Below are 16976 nucleotides of genomic sequence, written 5' to 3'. Positions count from 1 at the left end.
GACCATGGCTAGCATCACCCATGCAGCAACGGCACAGGCCGGCTGGCGTGACTATCTGGAGCTGACCAAACCCAAGGTAGTCGCGCTGATGATCATCACCTCGGCCATCGGCATGCTGCTGGCCAGTGACAGTGCGGTACCCTGGAGCACTCTGTTGTTCGGTAATCTGGGCATTGCCCTGTGCGCAGGCTCGGCAGCGGCCATCAACCATGTGGTAGACCGACGTATCGACGTGCAGATGGCCCGCACCCAGCGACGCCCGCTGGCCCAGGGCCGGGTTGCGCCGCTGAACGCCGTGCTCTTTGCCATGCTGCTGGGCAGCGCCGGGCTGGCCGTGCTGCTGTCATGGACCAACACCCTAACCGCCGTCCTGACCCTGGGCTCGCTGCTGGGCTACGCGCTGGTCTATACCGCCTTTCTCAAGCGTGCGACGCCGCAAAATATTGTCATCGGTGGTCTGGCCGGAGCGGCGCCGCCGCTACTGGGCTGGACGGCCGTGAGCGGGCAGATCGACGCCGGTGGCCTGCTGCTGGTGCTGATCATCTTCGCCTGGACGCCGCCGCATTTCTGGGCCCTGGCGATTCACCGCAAGGCCGAGTACGCCAAGGTCAATATCCCCATGCTGCCGGTCACCCACGGCGAGCACTACACCAAGCTGCATATTCTGCTGTATACCTTTATCCTCTTGGCCGTGAGCCTGCTGCCCTTTGTGATCCACATGAGCGGCCCGCTCTATCTGGTGGCCGCAGTGGTGCTGGGCCTGCGCTTTATCGACTGGGCCATCGCCCTGCTGCGCAACAGCCGCCCGCATGCGGCCATCAAGACCTTCAAGTATTCGCTGTGGTACCTGCTGTGGCTGTTTGTGGCCCTGCTGCTGGACCACTACATCGAGGTGGCTGGATGGCTTTAACCGGGGTACAGAAAACCGTTCTGGTTTGTGTAGCAAGCATCGCGCTGGTGGTTGGCGCCGTGGTCAACAAGGTAACCCGTCCAGCACCGCTGGACCGCAACGCATTGCAGCAAGCGGGGGTGTATCTGTTCGACAGCCCGCGCGCCCTGCCCGAGGTCAGCCTGCGCTCGGCCGCCGATCAGCCCTGGGGGCTGGACGATCTGAACGGCCAGTGGGATCTGCTGTTCTTTGGCTACACCTTTTGCCCCGACATCTGCCCGACCACCCTGGCCGAACTGCGCCAGCTGATGCAGAAGTTGCCGGAAGAAACCCGAGGCCAACTGCAGGTAACTCTGGCCAGCGTGGACCCGAACCGCGATACGCCGGAGCAACTGGCCAGCTACCTCAACTTTTTCAACGCAGGCTTTGCCGGGGCCACCGGTGACAGCGATCAGCTCGCGACCCTGGCCAAGGCGCTGTCAGTTGCCTATATCGAGCCCGATACCAGCAGCGAAAACTATCTGGTCGATCACAGCGGCCAGGTGGTGATCGTCGACCCACAGGGACGCTACGTGGGCTTTATCCGTCCACCGCTGAACACCGATCAGCTGGCGCAGTGGCTGCCGCGCATCATGGCAGAGGAGTAATCAGGCGCGGCGAGGAATCGCCAGCGCCAGCATGAACATGCCCGCCGCGCAGACCACAATCGAGGGGCCTGCCGGCGTGTCGAGCTGCCAGGACAATGCCAGACCGCCCAATACCGCCAGCATCCCCAGCGCGCTGGCACCCAACGCCATCTGCTCTGGCGTGCGCGCGTGACGCTGCGCCGCCGCTGGCGGAATAATCAGCAATGAGGTGATCAGCAACACACCAACCACCTTCATCGCCACCGCAATGACAATGGCGATCAACAGCATCAGCGCCAGCCGAATTGCCGTAACCGGCAGCCCCTCAACCCGTGCCAGCTCTTCATGCACAGTGATCGACAGCAGGCTGCGCCAGAGCAGACTCATCAGCACCAGCACAACCAGCAGCCCGCCCAGCATCCAGCCCAGCTCATTCAAGCTGATCGCCAGCAGGTCACCAAACAGGTAGGCCATCAGATCTACCCGCACGTTTTCGGCCAGGGCCAGCACTACCAGGCCCAGCGACAGGGTACTGTGCGCGAGAATCCCCAACAGGGTGTCGCTGGCCAGCCAGTCTTTATGCTGCAGCGCCACCAGCAGCACGGCGATCAGCACGCAGCCCACCGTCACGGCAAGCGTCAGGTTGATGTCCAGCAACATGCCAAGCGCCACACCAAGCAATGCCGAGTGGGAAAGGGTGTCACCGAAATAGGCCATCCGCCGCCAGACCACAAAAGAGCCCAGCGGGCCGGCGACCAGCGCCAGCCCCAGGCCGGCGAGCAGCGCGTATACGAGAAAATCAGGCATGCTTGCAGTTGGGTCCGTGGCTGTGTTCGTGGGGCACTACTTCGCCATGCAGATCATGGGCGTGGTCGTGATGGTGGTTGTAGACGGCAAGCGCGCTGGCCTGTTCACCGAACATGGCAACAAAGGCCGGGTCCAGGCTGACCTGCTCGGGGTGGCCAGAGCAGCATACGTGGCGGTTGAGGCAGACCACGGTATTGGTGGTCGCCATCACCAGATGCAGATCGTGAGAGACCATCAAAACGCCGCAGCCGTAGCGATCACGCAGCCGGGTAATCAGCTGATAGAGCTCGATCTGCCCATTCACATCCACGCCCTGTACCGGCTCATCCAGCACCAGCAGATCAGGCTTGCGCAACAAAGCGCGCGCCAACAGAATGCGCTGCAGCTCACCGCCAGATACCTGCTGCAGCGGCCGTGCCAGCAGATGCTCCGCACCGACCTCAGCCAACGCCGCCTCAACAGCCGGGCGCCTGGTGCCGGGCACCAGCAAGAGAAAACGCAACACCGTCAGCGGCAGCGACGGATCAATCTGCAGCTTCTGCGGCATGTAGCCGATACGCAGGCGCGAACGCCGCCAGACCTTGCCGCCGCTGGCCTTCAGCAGGCCGAGCACGATGCGCACCAGGCTGGTCTTGCCCGCACCGTTGGGGCCAATCAGGGTCACGATCTCGCCGCGCTTGACGCTGAGATTGACGCCTTCGAGCACATCGGTGGCGTTCAAGCGCAGACTGACCTGCTTGAGTGACAGCAGCTCCTCGCTCATGCCGCCGCCTGACACTGGGCGCACAGCCCGCTGATCTCGACCGTTTCGCTACTGATAGTAAACCCCTGGCTGGTGGCCGCCTCGGCGATCGCATCGCTGATCCCCGACTGTTCCAGCTCAATCGCGATATGACAGTTCAGACAGATCAGAAAGTGCCCCTGATGGCGGTGCTCCGGACTCGGGCAGCCGATAAAGGCATTGAGCGAAGCAATACGGTGAACCAGCCCCTGCTCCTGCAGAAAATCCAGCGCACGGTAGACCGTCGGCGGCGCAGCACGGCGGCCGTCGTCACGGGACAGGGTTTCCAGAATGTCGTAAGCGCCAAGTGGCTTGTGGCTTTGCCAAACCAGCTCAAGCACCCGCTTGCGCAGGGTGGTGAAGCGCACACCGTCGCGCGCGCAGACCTGCTCCGCCGCGCTCAGGGCATGGCTAACGCAGTGCGCATGGTTGTGTGGCTGTTGGGGATCGGGAAGGTGATGAGAATCGCTCATGGGCTGCCTCGCTGGCTGCGCCGCAGTGCCATTTGGCGGCGGGGGTCGTTTCAGAGGTCAATGGGCTGTTATCATATAACAGTTCTAATTCCCGAGGTATGCCCCCATGTCGATCCGTTCCCTGCTGGCACTCGCTGCCGGCCTGCTGCTGTCGTCCTCCGTTTTGGCCGACAGCCGCGTGCTGACCAGCATCAAGCCGATTCAGCAGATCAGCGCCGCCCTGCTCGACGGCATCGACGAGCCCGCCGTGCTGTTGCCGCCCGGCGCCTCGCCCCATGCCTTTGCCCTGCGCCCCTCCGACCGCCGCGCCCTGTCCAGCGCCGAGCGCATCTACTGGGTCGGCCCGGACCTTGAGCGCTTCCTCGACAGCCTGCTACACGACAACCCGCAAGCCCGCGAATTGATGGATGTCCCCGGCTTGACCCTGCGCGAGTTCGACGAGGAACACGCCGAACACGGTCATGACGACCACCACCACGACGCCGGCAACCTCGATCCGCACATCTGGCTATCGCCCGCCAACGCGCTGACCATCGCGCAATGGATGAAAGCCGATCTGGAGCCGCTTTATCCAGACCAGCAGGCACAACTTGCGGCCAACCTGCAGCGCTTTGAAGCGCGCATCACCGCCGAGCAAGAAGCGTTGCAGACCCGTTTCGCACCGCTAAAAGACAAGCCCTATTTCGTATTTCACGACGGTTACGGCTACCTGGAAGAATATCTGGGCATCGAACACCGCGGCGTGTTCAGCCTGGCTCATGAGATTCAGCCCGGCGCCCGCCACGTCAACACGCTGCGTGACCAGCTGCGCAGCGCCGGCCGCGCCTGTGTATTCAGCGAGCCGCAGTTCACGCCGCGCCTGGTTAACAGCCTGACCGACGGCCTGCCGGTCGAAACCGCCCAGCTCGACCCGCTGGGCGCCAATATCGAGGTTGGCGCTGATGGCTACATCGAGCTGCTCAATAGCCTGACCAGCAGCTGGGCGGGGTGCCTGGAAGCGCTGTAACCCCTGATCAGGCGGCGCCGGACACCGGACCAGACAACCAGCGGCGCCTGACCCGCCAACGCCAGAGTGCCCAGCCCCAGATCAACAGCTCGACCAGAAACACCCAGTGCATGATGAAGTTCAGCCACCAAGGCTTATAACGCGGGGTCACCGTGACCAGCGAATAGCGCTGATCGACAAAGGGCGCGAACCACCAGATGTCGCTGGCCAGGCTGTCCAGCAACACATGCAGCAACCCGCCCAGACTGAACATAAGCAGCATCCAGGGCGCAGGCATACGCCGACACAGCGCTAAACCGACCAGCGCCCCCGACAGCAGGCACAGCCACAGCAGCGGCCAATGGGTTGCGTAGCGGTGGTGATGCACCATGCCGTTATCCACAAAGTAGAAGTACAGCATGTCAAAGTCTGGGAAGATGCCGCCCAGGCAGCCGGCCAGCAGCAGCCAGATCGGGCGCACCGGTGCACGGCGCAGCGGCGCTAACAGGTAACTGGAGAGAACAAAACCGGACGGCAGATGGGCAATCAGCATGGGCCTGAACGCGTTCAGCAATGAATGGGCAAGCCTGCTGGCAGCCCGGACAGCACTCTGACCACACCGGCACCGGGCGGTTCTGTCTACATTCAGTCCGAGGCGAGAAACTGCAGCAAGGTTGCGCGTTGCGGGTGCTCGGCAAGCCACCCCTTGACCTCTGCGGCCCGGGCCGCATCGGCGGCGCCTACCTGCTGCTCCAGACGCTCGCGCTTGAGCTGGGCCATCTTTTCGCTGCGCACTCGCCGCTGCCACTGCTCGGTGAATACCGCGGGCAGCTTGTGCGCCAGCTCCAGCGACTTCAGCAACTGCCACTCACCCCCGTCGAGCCACGCCTCGTCACAGCGACCGCACAAGTCGATTCGGCTGGCGAGCGCCCCGGATACCGAGAATTTGGTCATCAGGCCGCTGCACTTGGGGCAGGCCAGGGCCATCTTGGCGTCAGCCTCCTCAACCACTTCGGTGGCAAGCTCGCCAGAGGCTACCGGCGGCTCGTTACGCTCGACCCAGTCGCGGTAGTAAAGCAGCGACAGCAACGAGCCTGCACACGCGGGACAGCCCATGGCGGGTAAACCCTCTTCAACCTTGCTCGCTTGCAGCCGGGTATTTCGACACTTGGGACACTGCATTGGATTACCTTTCAGTCCGTGAATCACGCGGCGCGTCGCCGCTTCCTGGATGCGGCAGCTTAGCCCTGGGGAGCAATAGCAACAAGCCTGAGCTGCAGAGACTACGCTGATCAGCAGCCCGATGCGGGCTGGCTGATGCCAGCATTTGTAGCGTTTTTTTCCATGCACTACATTTTTGAATACAAAATGAAGACGTTTTTGTACACAATGTGCGACCTCCTGTGCAGATGGTCACGGCACCCCCTGTCGGCTGAACTGCAAGGGCGGAAGAAAAGATGCGAGCGAACCGCCAGGGTGGCCTGCCAACACAGCCCTGCCCGGTACCCACAAAAAGACGCAAGGAAAGGCCCATGGCTAACGATGACTTTCAGATCAAGCACATCGACCCCACTCTGCACAACGAAGACCTTGCCCCGCTGCCGCCGGGCAAACGCCACTGAGGCTGGTTCGAGATATTCAACGTGTGGTCCAACGATATCCAGAGCCTGTTCGGCTACACGCTGGCTGCCACCCTGTTTATCTCCTACGGGTTAAGCGGCTGGGCAGTGCTCGCCGGCATCGTGCTGGCCGGCTTCATTGTCATGGGCCTGGTGCAGCTGACCGGCAAGCCAAGCGTCAAATACGGCGTGCCTTTCCCGGTCATGGCCCGCTCCAGCATGGGGGTGCGTGGCGCAAACTTCCCGGCGGTGGTACGCGGGATTGTGGCGATCTTCTGGTAGGGCGTGCAGACCTACTTCGCCTCCACCGCGCTGGCGCTGCAGCTCAATGCCCTGTTTGAGCCCGCAGCCGATACCCCAACGCTGCTGGGTATCACCACCATCGGCTGGATCTCCTACTGCCTGGTCTGCGCCTTTCAGGTGCTGCTGTTCGTACGCGGCATGGAGTGGATCACCCGCTTCCTGAACTGGGCCGGGCCGCTGGTGTATGTGGTCATGATCGCGCTGATGCTGATCATCTGGTACCAGGCCGGCCCGAGCCTGCTGACCGAGCTGGGCAGCATCTTCAGTGGCAGCGGTGAGTACGAGGCCGGTCCGGTCGCCGCCTTCTTTGCCGTGGTTGGCACCATGCTGGCGTACTTTGCCGCGGTGGTAATCAACTACGGCGACTTTGCCCGCTTTGTCAAAAGCGAGAAGCAGATGACCGTGGGCAACTTCCTTGGGCTGCCGGTCAGCCTGGCGATTTTCTCGGTCATCGCCCTGGTGATCACCGCCGGCACCGTGGTGGTCTTTGGCGAGACGCTGACCAACCCGACCGACATCGTGGCCCGCGTCGACAGCCTCACGCTGACCATCATCGCGGCACTGACCTTCTTTGCAGCCACGGTCGGCATCAACCTGGTGGCCAACTTTATTCCGCCGGCCTACGACATCGCCAACCTCGCGCCCGCGCACATCAGCGCTCGCACCGGCGGCTTTATCACCGCAGCCATTGCGTTCTTTATTGGTGCACTGTGGGTGGCATTCATCAGTCAGGTGGGCATTGCCGCCTTCGTCGACACCCTGGGCGCCATCCTGGCTCCGCTGTACGGCATCATCGTGGCGGACTACTACCTGGTGCGTAAACAACAGCTGAACCTGCAGGATCTGTTCAGCGCAGAACCCGGTAGCAGCTACTACTTCAACGGCGGCTGGAACCGCAAGGCGATGATCGCCTTTGCGGTGGCCTCGGTGTTCTCCGTTGCCTCGGTCTGGGTGCCGGTGCTGAGCCAGCTGCATGGTTACGCCTGGCTGCTGGGCGCGCTGATGGGCGCGGTACTGCACTATCTGTTGATGCGCGATACACCCGCACAGCAGTAAGGCGCCCGGATGCGCTGATCACATGCGCACACTCTCTGGCATTCAGAGTCTGTGGCAGTGATCAGCGCATCCCGGGTACTACAGCTGCTGCAAAGCCGCGTCGATCGATTGACTGGCCTTGCGCAGCCACACCTTGGTGCGCTGACGCTCCATCATGCTCAGTTGCGTGCCATCTGCGCTTTTGAGGTTGATGGCCGACCAGAAGCTCAGCCCCAGCTTGTCGATACGCTGCAACGTGGCCGGGTGCAGCGCCGGGATGTCCACCACCGCCAGCAATTGCGCGGCCTGGGCCTCGGCGATCACCTGATCGATATCGCTGAAATCGCTGCCACACCCAAAGTTGCGCACCACAACAAAAGGCATGGAGCCGCCGTACTTCTGCTGAAACGCGCGTAGCAGCATGACCGAATCACGCCCGCCGTCGACCACGTACCAGAACAGGGTTTTCAGCCCCAGCTCGGCGCAGATTTCCAGCACGCCGCTGTCTTCCAGCCAGCGATCCAGAAAGCGCTGACTCTGCGCAGGCAGATCCACCAGTAGCTGTTTTTCATCGTCCTCACTGGCCAGTTCGATCAACTGATCAATGCTCTCAAAGTCATCCAGCACAATCGGTTGGGTGAACTCGGGGTAGGAGTGGGTGAGGGTGGCGTGCGACTGATCGGCGTCAAACCCCGCGTACAACAGGCCGTTATCAAGAAAGTACTGGGACAGCAGGCGCGAGACGACGGATTTGCCCACACCGCCCTTCTCGCCACCAACAAAGTGAATGGTACTCATCAAAGCGTCCTGTGCTGAGCTAAAAGGCAATCCAATGCGAAATATAGGCCAGCAATGCGACCGAACGGTGAAACTTCAAAAATGGCTATCGGCTGCGCAGCGCAGCCCAGGTCTTCTGGCCGACGATGCCATCGACCAAGAGGCCGGCGCGCTGTTGAAACTGCATCACCGCCAGCTCGGTCGCCGGGCCAAAGTCACGATCGATCGACAGCGGATAACCCTGGGCGGCCAGCAGTTCCTGCAACTGCTGCACCGCATCGCCAAAGGAGCCGCGGCGCAAAGCCACCGTGGTGCCGCCTTGCGTCTGCGACACTCGCAAGCCCTCCAACGCCGCCAGCGCGGTCTTGGCTTTCTGCAGATACTGGCGCCGATCCTCCAGCCCGTTCAGGCCACCGTTGACCAGCCGCGTGGCGCGAATCAGGTCGTCACGATCAGCCGCCTCGTTGATCTGCCGGGTGTGCCAGTACTCACAGGCAATTTTCAGCGACGTCAGTGGCTCGGCTGCCAGCTCTGGTTCGGCCTCCAGCGGCAGTCGCAGGCGCTCGCCCATTTGTCGGTAGTTGGCCCGCCCGGTCAGCTGGATCAGTCCGCGCCCCTTGTACCGCCGGCCATCGCCGCGCTCGGTGTTGCCCAGGTCGCGCCGCCCTTCATAGGCAGCGCCGCTGGCAAACTCCTCAGTGGTACGAAACCCGGCACATTCATGGGTCACCTGCGCCATGAAGTGCGCAATCCGCAGGCGGCTGTCGATCCGATAATGGGCAAGGGTAGGGGCAAAGGCAGCAGAGATGTCGCCGACGATGCGCCGCTGGGCATCAGCGCGGGCACCGGAAAAACGGGGAGAAACGGCGAGGATAAAGGCTCCGTCGACGGGAATCATGGTGGCAGCTCCGTTAGGCAACGGCACTGCCTGACGACGCCGCTGGGTTAGTGCCTAACCAGATTAGCTGCTATCGCCTAGAGCGCCAGCGGCAGACCACCAGCAACGGCCCGATGCTGCAGCAGCAGGCGGGCAAAGTGCTGCGGGTCTTTGACCAGAACACCGTCCTGCCCGGCAAACTCCTCGGCCGCAATCTGCCGCGACAGCCAGAAACGCAGCGCCGCCAGCCGCAGCATGGCGGGCCAGCACTGCGCCTCGGCGGCCGTAAAAGCACGCCGCGCAGCGTATCCCGCCAACAGGGCACGCACACGTCGGGGCTCCAGCGCGCCCTCGCTGTCCAGACACCAGTCGTTCACGGCGATGGCCACGTCGTAGAGCATCCAGCCACTGGCGGCGTTGTAAAAGTCGATCACCCCGCTCAGGTGATGGCCGTCAAACAACACATTGTCGCGGAACAGGTCGGCGTGCAGCACCGCACGCGGCAGGCCCGGATCCTGACGGCGCCAGTGCACCAGTTGGGCCAGTAAAGCCTCCAGCGCCTCGGCCAGCGGCCCGCTCTGTTGCGGCAGCTGACGCCGCGCCTGATCCTGCATCCAGTCGACACCGCGTTCGTCCGGGCGCGCCAGCGCGGTGTCGCGCGTGGCCAGATGCAACTGCGCCAGCCAACCACCCACCGCCTCGCAGTGACTGGCATCGGGCTGCTCTACGTGGCGCCCGGCCAGGCGTGGCTGCAGCAACGCCGGGCGGCCCTTGAGCTGATGCAGGCACTGGCCATGGCGATCAGCAACCGCGTAGGGCACGGCCAGACCGGCGCCGCGCAAGCAGGCCAGCAACTCGACCAGAAACGGCAACGCCGCCGGATCGCCACGCTCGACCAGGGTGAGCACAAAGTCCCCTTGCTCGCAGCTGACGAAGAAGTTGCTGTTCTCGCTGCCGCCTTCAATGCCCTGAAAGCCAATCAGGCGCCCCAGGTCAAAGCCGGCGACAAAGGTCTCCAACTCCGCCTGCGCCAGCGGGGTAAATACCGACACGGCTCAGCTCACCACTCGAAGATCTTCCAGGAGGGGATACGCAGCCCGTCGGGCTGGTCGGAGCGCACGTAGTTGCCGTCTTCATCCACGGCTACCAGATAGTAGGGCGCGCCGCTGGTGGGGATAACCTTGATGGCATAGAGGAAGCCGTTGACGCGATACTCCTCAACCGTGCGATCACCTTCCTGGCGGATGGTCACTTCCGGATCACCCGGGACCGCATCCTGCGCCATGACCGATGCACTGCCCAACAACAGCGCGGCGGCCAATCCAAAGCCAAATTTACGAATCATGGTAGTCTTGTCCTTTGCCTGAATGATGCTCTCATTCTAGCCCCATTGGCTCCGGAATTGTTGACCTGACGCATGACAGATACCACACCTCTCGTCCTGGTGGACGGCTCGTCCTACCTTTATCGCGCCTTCCATGCGCTGCCACCCCTGACTACCAGCAAGGGGCAGCCGACCGGCGCCGTGAAAGGCGTGCTGAACATGCTGAAAAGCCTGCTCAAGCAGTACCCCGACAGCCCGATTGCCGTGGTATTCGACGCCAAGGGGCCGACCTTCCGCGACGAGATGTTCGAGCAGTACAAGTCGCATCGCCCCCCCATGCCCGACGACCTGCGCGCCCAGATCGAGCCCCTGCACGCCGCCGTGCGCGCACTCGGCCTGCCGCTGCTGTGCGTTGACGGCGTAGAGGCCGACGACGTAATCGGCACCCTGGCGCGGCAGAGCGCCGACGCCGGCCGTGCGGTGGTGATCTCCACCGGCGACAAGGACATGGCGCAGCTGGTCGACGAGCACATCACCCTGGTCAACACCATGACCAGCACCGTGATGGACATTCAGGGCGTGCACGACAAGTTTGGCATCGGCCCGGAACTGATCATCGACTACCTGGCACTGATGGGCGACAAGGTCGACAACATTCCGGGCGTGCCCGGCGTTGGTGAAAAGACCGCTCTGGGCCTGCTGACCGGCGTGGGCGGCGGCCTGGACGTGATCTACAACAGCCTGGACAAGGTGCCGGAGCTGCCAATTCGCGGCGCCAAAAAGCTGCCCGAAAAGCTTGAAGAGCACAAGGAAATGGCCTACCTGTCTTACCAGCTGGCCACCATCAAGCTGGACGTACCGCTGGAAGTGCAAGTCGACGCCCTGCAGCCCGGCCCTGCCAACCGCGAGGCGCTGATTGAGCTGTGCCGCGAGATGGAGTTCAAGACCTGGCTGGACGATCTGCTGCGCGAGGCCAAGGCCGCAGGCCAGGCCAGCGACAATGGCGAGGCCGCCGAGCAAGCCCAGGAAAACCAGTACGAGATCATCACCGAGCAAGCCGACTTTGACCGTTGGCTTGTCAAGCTCGAGGCCGCCGAGCTGTTCGCCTTTGACACCGAAACCACCAGCATCGACGCCCAGCGCGCCGAGCTGGTCGGCGTGTCGCTGGCGGTGCAGCCCCACGAGGCAGCTTACATTCCGGTTGCCCACAGCTATATGGGCGTACCCGACCAGCTCGACCGCGACAAGGTACTCGCTGCGCTCAAGCCCTACCTGGAAGACCCAGCCAAGGCCAAGGTCGCGCAGCACGCCAAGTACGACATCAACGTGCTGGCCCACTACGACATCCGCGTGCAGGGCGTGGCCTTTGACACCATGCTCGAATCCTACGTGCTGGACGCCACCGCCACCCGTCACGACATGGACAGCCTGTCGCTCAAGTATCTCGGCCAGGGCACCATCAAGTTCGAAGACATCGCCGGCAAGGGCAGCAAGCAGCTGACCTTTGACCAGATTGCGCTGGAGCAGGCGGGCCCCTACGCCGCCGAAGACGCCGACGTCACCCTGCGCCTGCACCAGACCCTGTGGGCCAAACTGCAGCCGCAAGCGTCACTGGCGCGCGTGCTGCAGGAAATTGAAATGCCGCTGATGCCGGTGCTGGCACGCATCGAACGCAACGGCGCGCTGGTCGATGCCAATCTGCTGGGCAAGCAGAGCATTGAGCTGGGCGACAAGATGGTGGCACTGGAACGCCAGGCGTTCGAGCTGGCGGGCGAGGAGTTCAACCTCGGCTCGCCCAAGCAGCTGGGTGCCATCCTGTATGAAAAGCAGGGCCTGCCGGTGCTGTCAAAGACCGCAAAGGGTCAGCCCTCGACCGCCGAAACGGTACTGGCCGAACTGGCCGAGCAGGGCTTCGAGCTGCCGCAGGTGATCATGCAGTACCGCAGCGTCAGCAAGCTCAAGAGCACCTACACCGACCGCCTGCCGGAGCAGATCAACCCGCGTACCGGGCGCATCCACACCTCCTACCATCAGGCCGTGGCCGCTACCGGGCGCTTGTCGTCGTCCGATCCGAACCTGCAGAACATCCCGATCCGCACCACCGAGGGCCGGCGTATTCGTCAGGCCTTTGTCGCGCCCAAAGGCTACAAGCTGCTGGCCGCCGACTACTCGCAGATCGAGCTGCGCATCATGGCGCACCTGGCCCAGGACGCCGGCCTGCTGGATGCCTTCAAGCACGATCTGGACGTACACCGCGCCACCGCCGCCGAAGTGTTCGGGGTCGAGCTGGATGAGGTCAGCTCGGATCAGCGGCGTAGCGCCAAGGCGATCAACTTCGGCCTGATCTACGGCATGAGCGCCTTCGGCCTGGCCAAGCAGATCGGCGTCGACCGCAAGCAGGCCCAGGCCTACATCGACCGTTACTTCGCCCGCTACCCGGGCGTGCTCAGCTACATGGAGCGCACCCGCGAGCAGGCCAGCGAGCAGGGCTATGTCGAAACCCTGTTCGGCCGCCGGCTGTACCTGCCGGAAATTCACGCCAAGAACCAGGCCATGCGCAAGGCCGCCGAACGCACTGCCATCAACGCGCCGATGCAAGGCACCGCCGCCGACATCATTAAACGCGCCATGATCAAGGTAGCGGCCTGGCTGAACGACAGCAGCCTGGACGCCCGAGTCATCATGCAGGTACACGACGAACTGGTACTGGAAGTGCGTGAAGACCAGATCGACGCAGTGACTCAAGGCCTCAAGGAACACATGGCCCAAGCCGCCGAACTCGATGTGCCGCTGGTGGTCGAGGTAGGCGTGGGTGATAACTGGGACGAGGCGCACTAGGCGGCCCTTTGGGCCGGGCTGGAAGCTGGAAGCTGGAAGCTGGAAGCTGGAAGCTAAATCAGGATGCCTCGGCGCGCCCCCCTCAAGCAAGAGCTGAGCTGAAAGCCAAAGCGCGCTGCAGCGCGGACTGCTTCCAGCTTCAGGCCTCCAGCTTCCAGCTGAAAACGGCAGCACCTAAGCGCTGCCGTTTTCATAACCCTTCCGTCTAAAACTTTTTTTGAACTTATCCCGAACCCACCCGGTCAGAGCTTATGAACGGCTTGAGAGCCATTCATGCTCCTTAGATGTGATTTAGTGTTGGCAGAAAAACCGGGCACTCCCTTTCCTAGCACAGCCCGGTTAGTTAACCCCGAGCCTCCCTCCCCATAGAAGCTCGGGGTTTTTTTTGCCTGAAATTCAGGTTTGATGCGATTTCGCTCACCCGCCTGCCGTCGACCGTTGCCCGGCTATCCCTCGCTATCTTCCTGCTCAGCCGGGAACAACCACTGCGCCAACCGCCCGTGGGCCTCATCAATACCCATGCGCTTGGGTGAGGAGAACAGCTGCACGCTGGCATTGGAGCCCAGTTCCTTGCGCATCCGCGTCTGCACCTTGAGCAGCGCATTCTTGGCCGCGCCAAAGGCCATCTTGTCAGCCTTGCTGAGCAGCACGTGGGCCGGGATATCACTCTTGCGCGCCCACTCCAGCATCATGCAGTCAAAATCCGACAGCGGATGACGCAGATCCATCACCAGCACCAGCCCGACCAGGCTCTGGCGGCCGGTCAGGTAGGCATCCAGATGCTGCTGCCAGTGCGCCTTGAGCTCCAGCGGCACCTTGGCGTAGCCGTAACCGGGCAGGTCAACCAGGCGACGCTCATCATCCAGCTTGAAGAAATTGATCAGCTGCGTGCGGCCGGGCGTCTTCGAGGTGCGTGCCAGTCGCGCGTGGGTCAGGGTGTTGAGGGCACTGGACTTGCCCGCGTTGGAGCGTCCGGCAAAGGCCACTTCCAAGCCGATGTCAGGCGGGCACTGGGACACCAGGCTGGCACTCTTGATAAAGGTAGCCTGCTGGCAGAGGGAGACGAGGGGGGTGCTGGAAGACATGGAATTCCCGTTGAAGCCGGCGCGACAGGCCGGACACTGATGACGTTCACGTTTGCGGCCCGCTTAGTATATAATGCGGCGGTTCTGGGAAGCACTGACCAATTGCCTCGGCTCGTGTCAGGGGCAAAAAAGGCTTACCAGTCAGGCTGCGGTCCAGGGTGCGGCATTTCAGCCATTGCGCCGGGGCCAGTGCGCCGCTAGCATGAGCACAAAATCAAGGTAGCCTGCGCTGAATAACGCGGTCATCAAGGCCGGACAGCAGGCAAAGCCAACACGTTTCTTTTAGCCGTTATTGGATTAGCCGATGAATAAATTACTCGTTAGTCTGGTGTTGACCCTGGGTGTCGCCACGAGCGCGCACGCTCTCGAGGGCAACGCAGAAGCCGGTCAGGGCAAGGTCGCCGTCTGTGGCGCCTGTCACGGTGCAGACGGCAACAGCCCAGCCCCCTACTTCCCGAAGCTGGCCGGCCAGGGTGAGCAGTATCTGCTCAAGCAGATCACTGATATCAAGGAAGGTCGCCGCACTGTCGTTGAAATGACCGGCATGCTGGACGGACTGAACGAGCAGGATCTGGCAGACATCGCTGCCTACTTTGCCTCCCAGAGCATGACGCTGGGCGCTGCTGACCCGGCTCTGGCCGAGCGCGGCGAAGCCATTTTCCGTGGCGGCAACCTGGATACCGGCCTGCCGTCTTGCACTGGCTGCCACTCCCCGACTGGCAAGGGTAACCCGCCGGCCTCCTATCCGCGCCTGGCTGGCCAGCACGCCACCTACACTGCCAAGCAGCTGACCGACTTCCGTGAAGGCAACCGCACCAACGACGGTGACGCTGCCATCATGCGTACCGTTGCCAGCCGTCTGAGCAACAAGGATATCGAAGCGGTTTCCGCCTATATCCAGGGCCTGCGTTAAGCGTAAGCACTTGTAACAAATAAAGGGTAGCCGGCGGCTGCCCTTTTTTGTGCCCGCAAGGTTTGTATCTGGTAATCACGGAATCTTTGTTCTACTGTCGGGTCTCACATCCGTCATCACCCCGTTTTGGAGTACTACATGCGTGCGTTGTTCAGCGTTGCCCTGATCTGGCTGCTTGGCAGCTTTGCTCTGGTCCAGGCCCAGGAAGCCCCCTACCAGGCTGGTGTGCATTACGTCGTCCTGCCGACCCCGGCCGCGACCGCCGACCCGGACAAGATCGAGGTGGCAGAGCTGTTCTGGTACGGCTGCCCGCACTGCTACACCCTGAACCCGATGGTCACCGAGTGGAGCAAAACCCTGCCCGAGGACGTGGTCTTCCGTCCGGTTCCGGCCATGTTCGGCGGCGCCTGGAACACCCACGGTCAGCTGTTCTACACCCTGGACAGCCTGGGCAAGCTGGAAGAGACCCACGACGCCGTCTTCAACGCGATCCACAAGCAGAACAACCGTCTGGCCGATGAAGACGCCATGATCGACTTCCTGGAAGCCTACGGCATCAGCGAAGACGAATTCCGCAAGGCATGGAGCTCCTTCGGCGTGAAGAGCCGTATCGATCAGGCCACCCGCCTGGCCCGCTCCTACCGTGCAACCGGCGTACCCTGCCTGATCATCAACGGCAAATACCGTATCGAAGGCCAAATGGCCGGCAGCTACGAAAACATGATGAAAATTGCCGAGTACCTGATCGAGCAGGAACGTCAGGCAACACAGGGCTGATCCATGCTCTCGGTCGGCAACATCAATGGTCGCCGCACCACCCGGGGTCACATGGCCCCGGGAGAGCTGCGCACCAATGAACAGTGCGCCACCGACCGGCAGCCGCTACCCGATGTACTGCGCCTGCTGAGCTTCAATATCCAGGTCGGCATCAATACCCAGCGCTATCACCACTACCTGACCCGCAGCTGGCAGCATCTGCTACCCCACGCCGGGCGCCAGCAGCAGCTGAGGCGTGTGGCGCAATTGCTCAACGAGTTTGATCTGGTGGCTCTGCAGGAAGTTGACGGCGGTAGCCTGCGCTCCGGCTTCGTCAATCAGGTCGAACATCTGGCCCGCGAAGGGGCATTCCCCTACTGGTATCAGCAGCTCAACCGCAACCTCGGGCGCTTTGCCCAGCACTCCAACGGCTTGCTCAGCCGCTACGCGCCTGACCTGCTGGAAGACCACAAGCTACCGGGCATTCTGCCGGGCCGTGGCGCTATCCTGACCCAGTTCGGCCAGGGCGAGGAATCGCTGCTGGTGGTCATGATGCACCTGGCGCTGAGCACCAAGGGGCGCGCCAACCAGCTGGCCTATGTCCGCGAGCGGATCGCCGATCACCGCCACGTAGTCCTGATGGGCGACATGAACACCCACGCCGAAGATCTGCTGGAACACTCACCGCTCAAGGGCGCCAACCTGCAAGCCCCCGACCTGCCCGGCACTTACCCCAGCTGGCGCCCGGCCCGGGTGCTGGATCACATCCTGATCAGCCCCAGCCTTGAGATCGACCGGGTGGACGTACTGCCACAGGCGATCTCGGACCACCTGCCCGTGGCGATGCACATCAAACTGCCAACCAGCCTCTGCCAAAGCTAGCCAGTC

General features: G+C 62.6%; 17 protein-coding genes and 1 pseudogene. 8 read left to right on the top strand and 10 right to left on the bottom strand.

Going from position 1 to position 16976, the window contains the following annotated elements:
• Positions 1–4 precede the first annotated feature (4 nt).
• The gene (gene cyoE / locus BM116_RS10110) at positions 5–910 is read left to right on the top strand and encodes a heme o synthase (protein ID WP_083725647.1); all 906 of its coding nucleotides are present in this window, start codon (positions 5–7) and stop codon (positions 908–910) included.
• Positions 901–1536: an SCO family protein gene (locus BM116_RS10105; RefSeq protein ID WP_083725649.1), complete on the top strand. Its 636-nt coding sequence runs from the start codon at positions 901–903 to the stop codon at positions 1534–1536. The genes cyoE and BM116_RS10105 overlap by 10 nt, the downstream gene beginning before the upstream one ends.
• On the opposite strand, the gene znuB is transcribed toward BM116_RS10105, so the two are convergent.
• Genes znuB through BM116_RS10090 form a run of 3 tightly spaced genes read right to left on the bottom strand, consistent with a single transcriptional unit; the run spans position 1537 to position 3576 of the window.
• Complete coding sequence (gene znuB, locus BM116_RS10100; RefSeq protein ID WP_083725651.1) at positions 1537–2322, bottom strand: zinc ABC transporter permease subunit ZnuB; 786 nt, start codon at positions 2320–2322, stop codon at positions 1537–1539.
• Positions 2315–3085: a zinc ABC transporter ATP-binding protein ZnuC gene (gene znuC, locus BM116_RS10095; protein ID WP_083725652.1), complete on the bottom strand. Its 771-nt coding sequence runs from the start codon at positions 3083–3085 to the stop codon at positions 2315–2317. Before znuC ends, znuB begins: the two co-directional genes overlap by 8 nt.
• The gene (locus BM116_RS10090; protein ID WP_083725654.1) at positions 3082–3576 is read right to left on the bottom strand and encodes a Fur family transcriptional regulator; all 495 of its coding nucleotides are present in this window, start codon (positions 3574–3576) and stop codon (positions 3082–3084) included. The genes znuC and BM116_RS10090 overlap by 4 nt, the downstream gene beginning before the upstream one ends.
• A gap of 106 nt (positions 3577–3682) precedes the next feature.
• On the opposite strand from BM116_RS10090, the gene BM116_RS10085 reads away from it, so the two are divergent.
• The gene (locus tag BM116_RS10085) at positions 3683–4582 is read left to right on the top strand and encodes a zinc ABC transporter substrate-binding protein ZnuA (RefSeq protein ID WP_083725656.1); all 900 of its coding nucleotides are present in this window, start codon (positions 3683–3685) and stop codon (positions 4580–4582) included.
• A 7-nt stretch (positions 4583–4589) separates the two neighbouring features.
• Here the strand turns inward: BM116_RS10085 and BM116_RS10080 are convergent, their stop codons facing one another.
• Both BM116_RS10080 and BM116_RS10075 read right to left on the bottom strand, forming a co-directional pair.
• Entirely contained in the window at positions 4590–5114 is a 525-nt protein-coding gene (locus tag BM116_RS10080; RefSeq protein WP_083725658.1) for a metal-dependent hydrolase, read from the bottom strand.
• Positions 5115–5206: 92 nt separating this feature from the next.
• Positions 5207–5677 (bottom strand): TFIIB-type zinc ribbon-containing protein, encoded by a 471-nt coding sequence (locus BM116_RS10075; RefSeq protein WP_328586203.1) that lies wholly within the window; start codon positions 5675–5677, stop codon positions 5207–5209.
• A gap of 416 nt (positions 5678–6093) precedes the next feature.
• On the opposite strand from BM116_RS10075, the pseudogene BM116_RS10070 reads away from it, so the two are divergent.
• A pseudogene (locus BM116_RS10070) lies at positions 6094–7539 on the top strand (NCS1 family nucleobase:cation symporter-1).
• A gap of 78 nt (positions 7540–7617) precedes the next feature.
• Here BM116_RS10070 and BM116_RS10065 read toward each other — a convergent pair.
• From BM116_RS10065 to BM116_RS10050, 4 genes are all read right to left on the bottom strand, one after another.
• A complete protein-coding gene (locus BM116_RS10065) occupies positions 7618–8316 on the bottom strand; it encodes a P-loop NTPase family protein (RefSeq protein WP_083725662.1) in 699 nt (232 codons plus the stop codon).
• An 85-nt stretch (positions 8317–8401) separates the two neighbouring features.
• Positions 8402–9193 (bottom strand): peptidoglycan-binding protein, encoded by a 792-nt coding sequence (locus BM116_RS10060; protein ID WP_083725664.1) that lies wholly within the window; start codon positions 9191–9193, stop codon positions 8402–8404.
• A 77-nt stretch (positions 9194–9270) separates the two neighbouring features.
• The gene (locus tag BM116_RS10055; RefSeq protein ID WP_083725666.1) at positions 9271–10224 is read right to left on the bottom strand and encodes a homoserine kinase; all 954 of its coding nucleotides are present in this window, start codon (positions 10222–10224) and stop codon (positions 9271–9273) included.
• A gap of 8 nt (positions 10225–10232) precedes the next feature.
• The gene (locus tag BM116_RS10050; RefSeq protein WP_235846737.1) at positions 10233–10457 is read right to left on the bottom strand and encodes a DUF2782 domain-containing protein; all 225 of its coding nucleotides are present in this window, start codon (positions 10455–10457) and stop codon (positions 10233–10235) included.
• Between the two features lie 132 nt (positions 10458–10589).
• Here BM116_RS10050 and polA point away from each other — a divergent pair, with 132 nt between their 5' ends.
• Entirely contained in the window at positions 10590–13334 is a 2745-nt protein-coding gene (polA, locus tag BM116_RS10045; protein WP_083725670.1) for a DNA polymerase I, read from the top strand.
• Between the two features lie 446 nt (positions 13335–13780).
• On the opposite strand, the gene yihA is transcribed toward polA, so the two are convergent.
• Positions 13781–14419, bottom strand: a complete 639-nt coding sequence (gene yihA / locus BM116_RS10040) for a ribosome biogenesis GTP-binding protein YihA/YsxC (RefSeq protein WP_083725672.1) — start codon at positions 14417–14419, stop codon at positions 13781–13783.
• A 304-nt stretch (positions 14420–14723) separates the two neighbouring features.
• Between yihA and BM116_RS10035 the strand changes: the two genes are divergently transcribed.
• The 3 genes from BM116_RS10035 to BM116_RS10025 all read left to right on the top strand — a co-directional run bounded on the left by BM116_RS10035 (position 14724) and on the right by BM116_RS10025 (position 16970).
• Complete coding sequence (locus BM116_RS10035; RefSeq protein WP_083725674.1) at positions 14724–15332, top strand: c-type cytochrome; 609 nt, start codon at positions 14724–14726, stop codon at positions 15330–15332.
• Between the two features lie 138 nt (positions 15333–15470).
• On the top strand, positions 15471–16109 hold the full coding sequence (locus BM116_RS10030; protein WP_083725676.1) for a thiol:disulfide interchange protein DsbA/DsbL: 639 nt from the start codon (positions 15471–15473) through the stop codon (positions 16107–16109).
• A gap of 51 nt (positions 16110–16160) precedes the next feature.
• Positions 16161–16970 carry an endonuclease/exonuclease/phosphatase family protein gene (locus tag BM116_RS10025; RefSeq protein WP_083725703.1) on the top strand — a complete coding sequence of 270 codons (810 nt, stop codon included), beginning with the start codon at positions 16161–16163 and terminating at the stop codon, positions 16968–16970.
• The last annotated feature ends 6 nt before the right edge of the window (positions 16971–16976 follow it).

This window comes from Halopseudomonas pachastrellae (genome assembly GCF_900114765.1).
In the GTDB taxonomy this organism is placed as follows: Bacteria; Pseudomonadota; Gammaproteobacteria; order Pseudomonadales; family Pseudomonadaceae; genus Halopseudomonas; species Halopseudomonas pachastrellae.
The sequence above is the reverse complement of the archived record's forward strand: the minus strand, read 5'-3'. Positions and strand labels throughout refer to the sequence as shown.

What these genes read in the sequence shown, in the direction of transcription:
- BM116_RS10025 (WP_083725703.1), top strand. Translation starts at nt 16,161, where the DNA reads ATGGCCCCGGGAGAGCTGCGCACCAATGAACAGTGCGCCACCGACCGG.
- BM116_RS10090 (WP_083725654.1), bottom strand. Translation starts at nt 3,576, where the DNA reads ATGAGCGATTCTCATCACCTTCCCGATCCCCAACAGCCACACAACCAT.
- BM116_RS10080 (WP_083725658.1), bottom strand. Translation starts at nt 5,114, where the DNA reads ATGCTGATTGCCCATCTGCCGTCCGGTTTTGTTCTCTCCAGTTACCTG.
- BM116_RS10030 (WP_083725676.1), top strand. Translation starts at nt 15,471, where the DNA reads ATGCGTGCGTTGTTCAGCGTTGCCCTGATCTGGCTGCTTGGCAGCTTT.
- BM116_RS10060 (WP_083725664.1), bottom strand. Translation starts at nt 9,193, where the DNA reads ATGATTCCCGTCGACGGAGCCTTTATCCTCGCCGTTTCTCCCCGTTTT.
- polA (WP_083725670.1), top strand. Translation starts at nt 10,590, where the DNA reads ATGACAGATACCACACCTCTCGTCCTGGTGGACGGCTCGTCCTACCTT.
- BM116_RS10035 (WP_083725674.1), top strand. Translation starts at nt 14,724, where the DNA reads ATGAATAAATTACTCGTTAGTCTGGTGTTGACCCTGGGTGTCGCCACG.
- BM116_RS10105 (WP_083725649.1), top strand. Translation starts at nt 901, where the DNA reads ATGGCTTTAACCGGGGTACAGAAAACCGTTCTGGTTTGTGTAGCAAGC.
- BM116_RS10085 (WP_083725656.1), top strand. Translation starts at nt 3,683, where the DNA reads ATGTCGATCCGTTCCCTGCTGGCACTCGCTGCCGGCCTGCTGCTGTCG.
- yihA (WP_083725672.1), bottom strand. Translation starts at nt 14,419, where the DNA reads ATGTCTTCCAGCACCCCCCTCGTCTCCCTCTGCCAGCAGGCTACCTTT.
- znuC (WP_083725652.1), bottom strand. Translation starts at nt 3,085, where the DNA reads ATGAGCGAGGAGCTGCTGTCACTCAAGCAGGTCAGTCTGCGCTTGAAC.
- cyoE (WP_083725647.1), top strand. Translation starts at nt 5, where the DNA reads ATGGCTAGCATCACCCATGCAGCAACGGCACAGGCCGGCTGGCGTGAC.
- BM116_RS10065 (WP_083725662.1), bottom strand. Translation starts at nt 8,316, where the DNA reads ATGAGTACCATTCACTTTGTTGGTGGCGAGAAGGGCGGTGTGGGCAAA.
- BM116_RS10075 (WP_328586203.1), bottom strand. Translation starts at nt 5,677, where the DNA reads ATGGGCTGTCCCGCGTGTGCAGGCTCGTTGCTGTCGCTGCTTTACTAC.
- znuB (WP_083725651.1), bottom strand. Translation starts at nt 2,322, where the DNA reads ATGCCTGATTTTCTCGTATACGCGCTGCTCGCCGGCCTGGGGCTGGCG.
- BM116_RS10050 (WP_235846737.1), bottom strand. Translation starts at nt 10,457, where the DNA reads ATGGCGCAGGATGCGGTCCCGGGTGATCCGGAAGTGACCATCCGCCAG.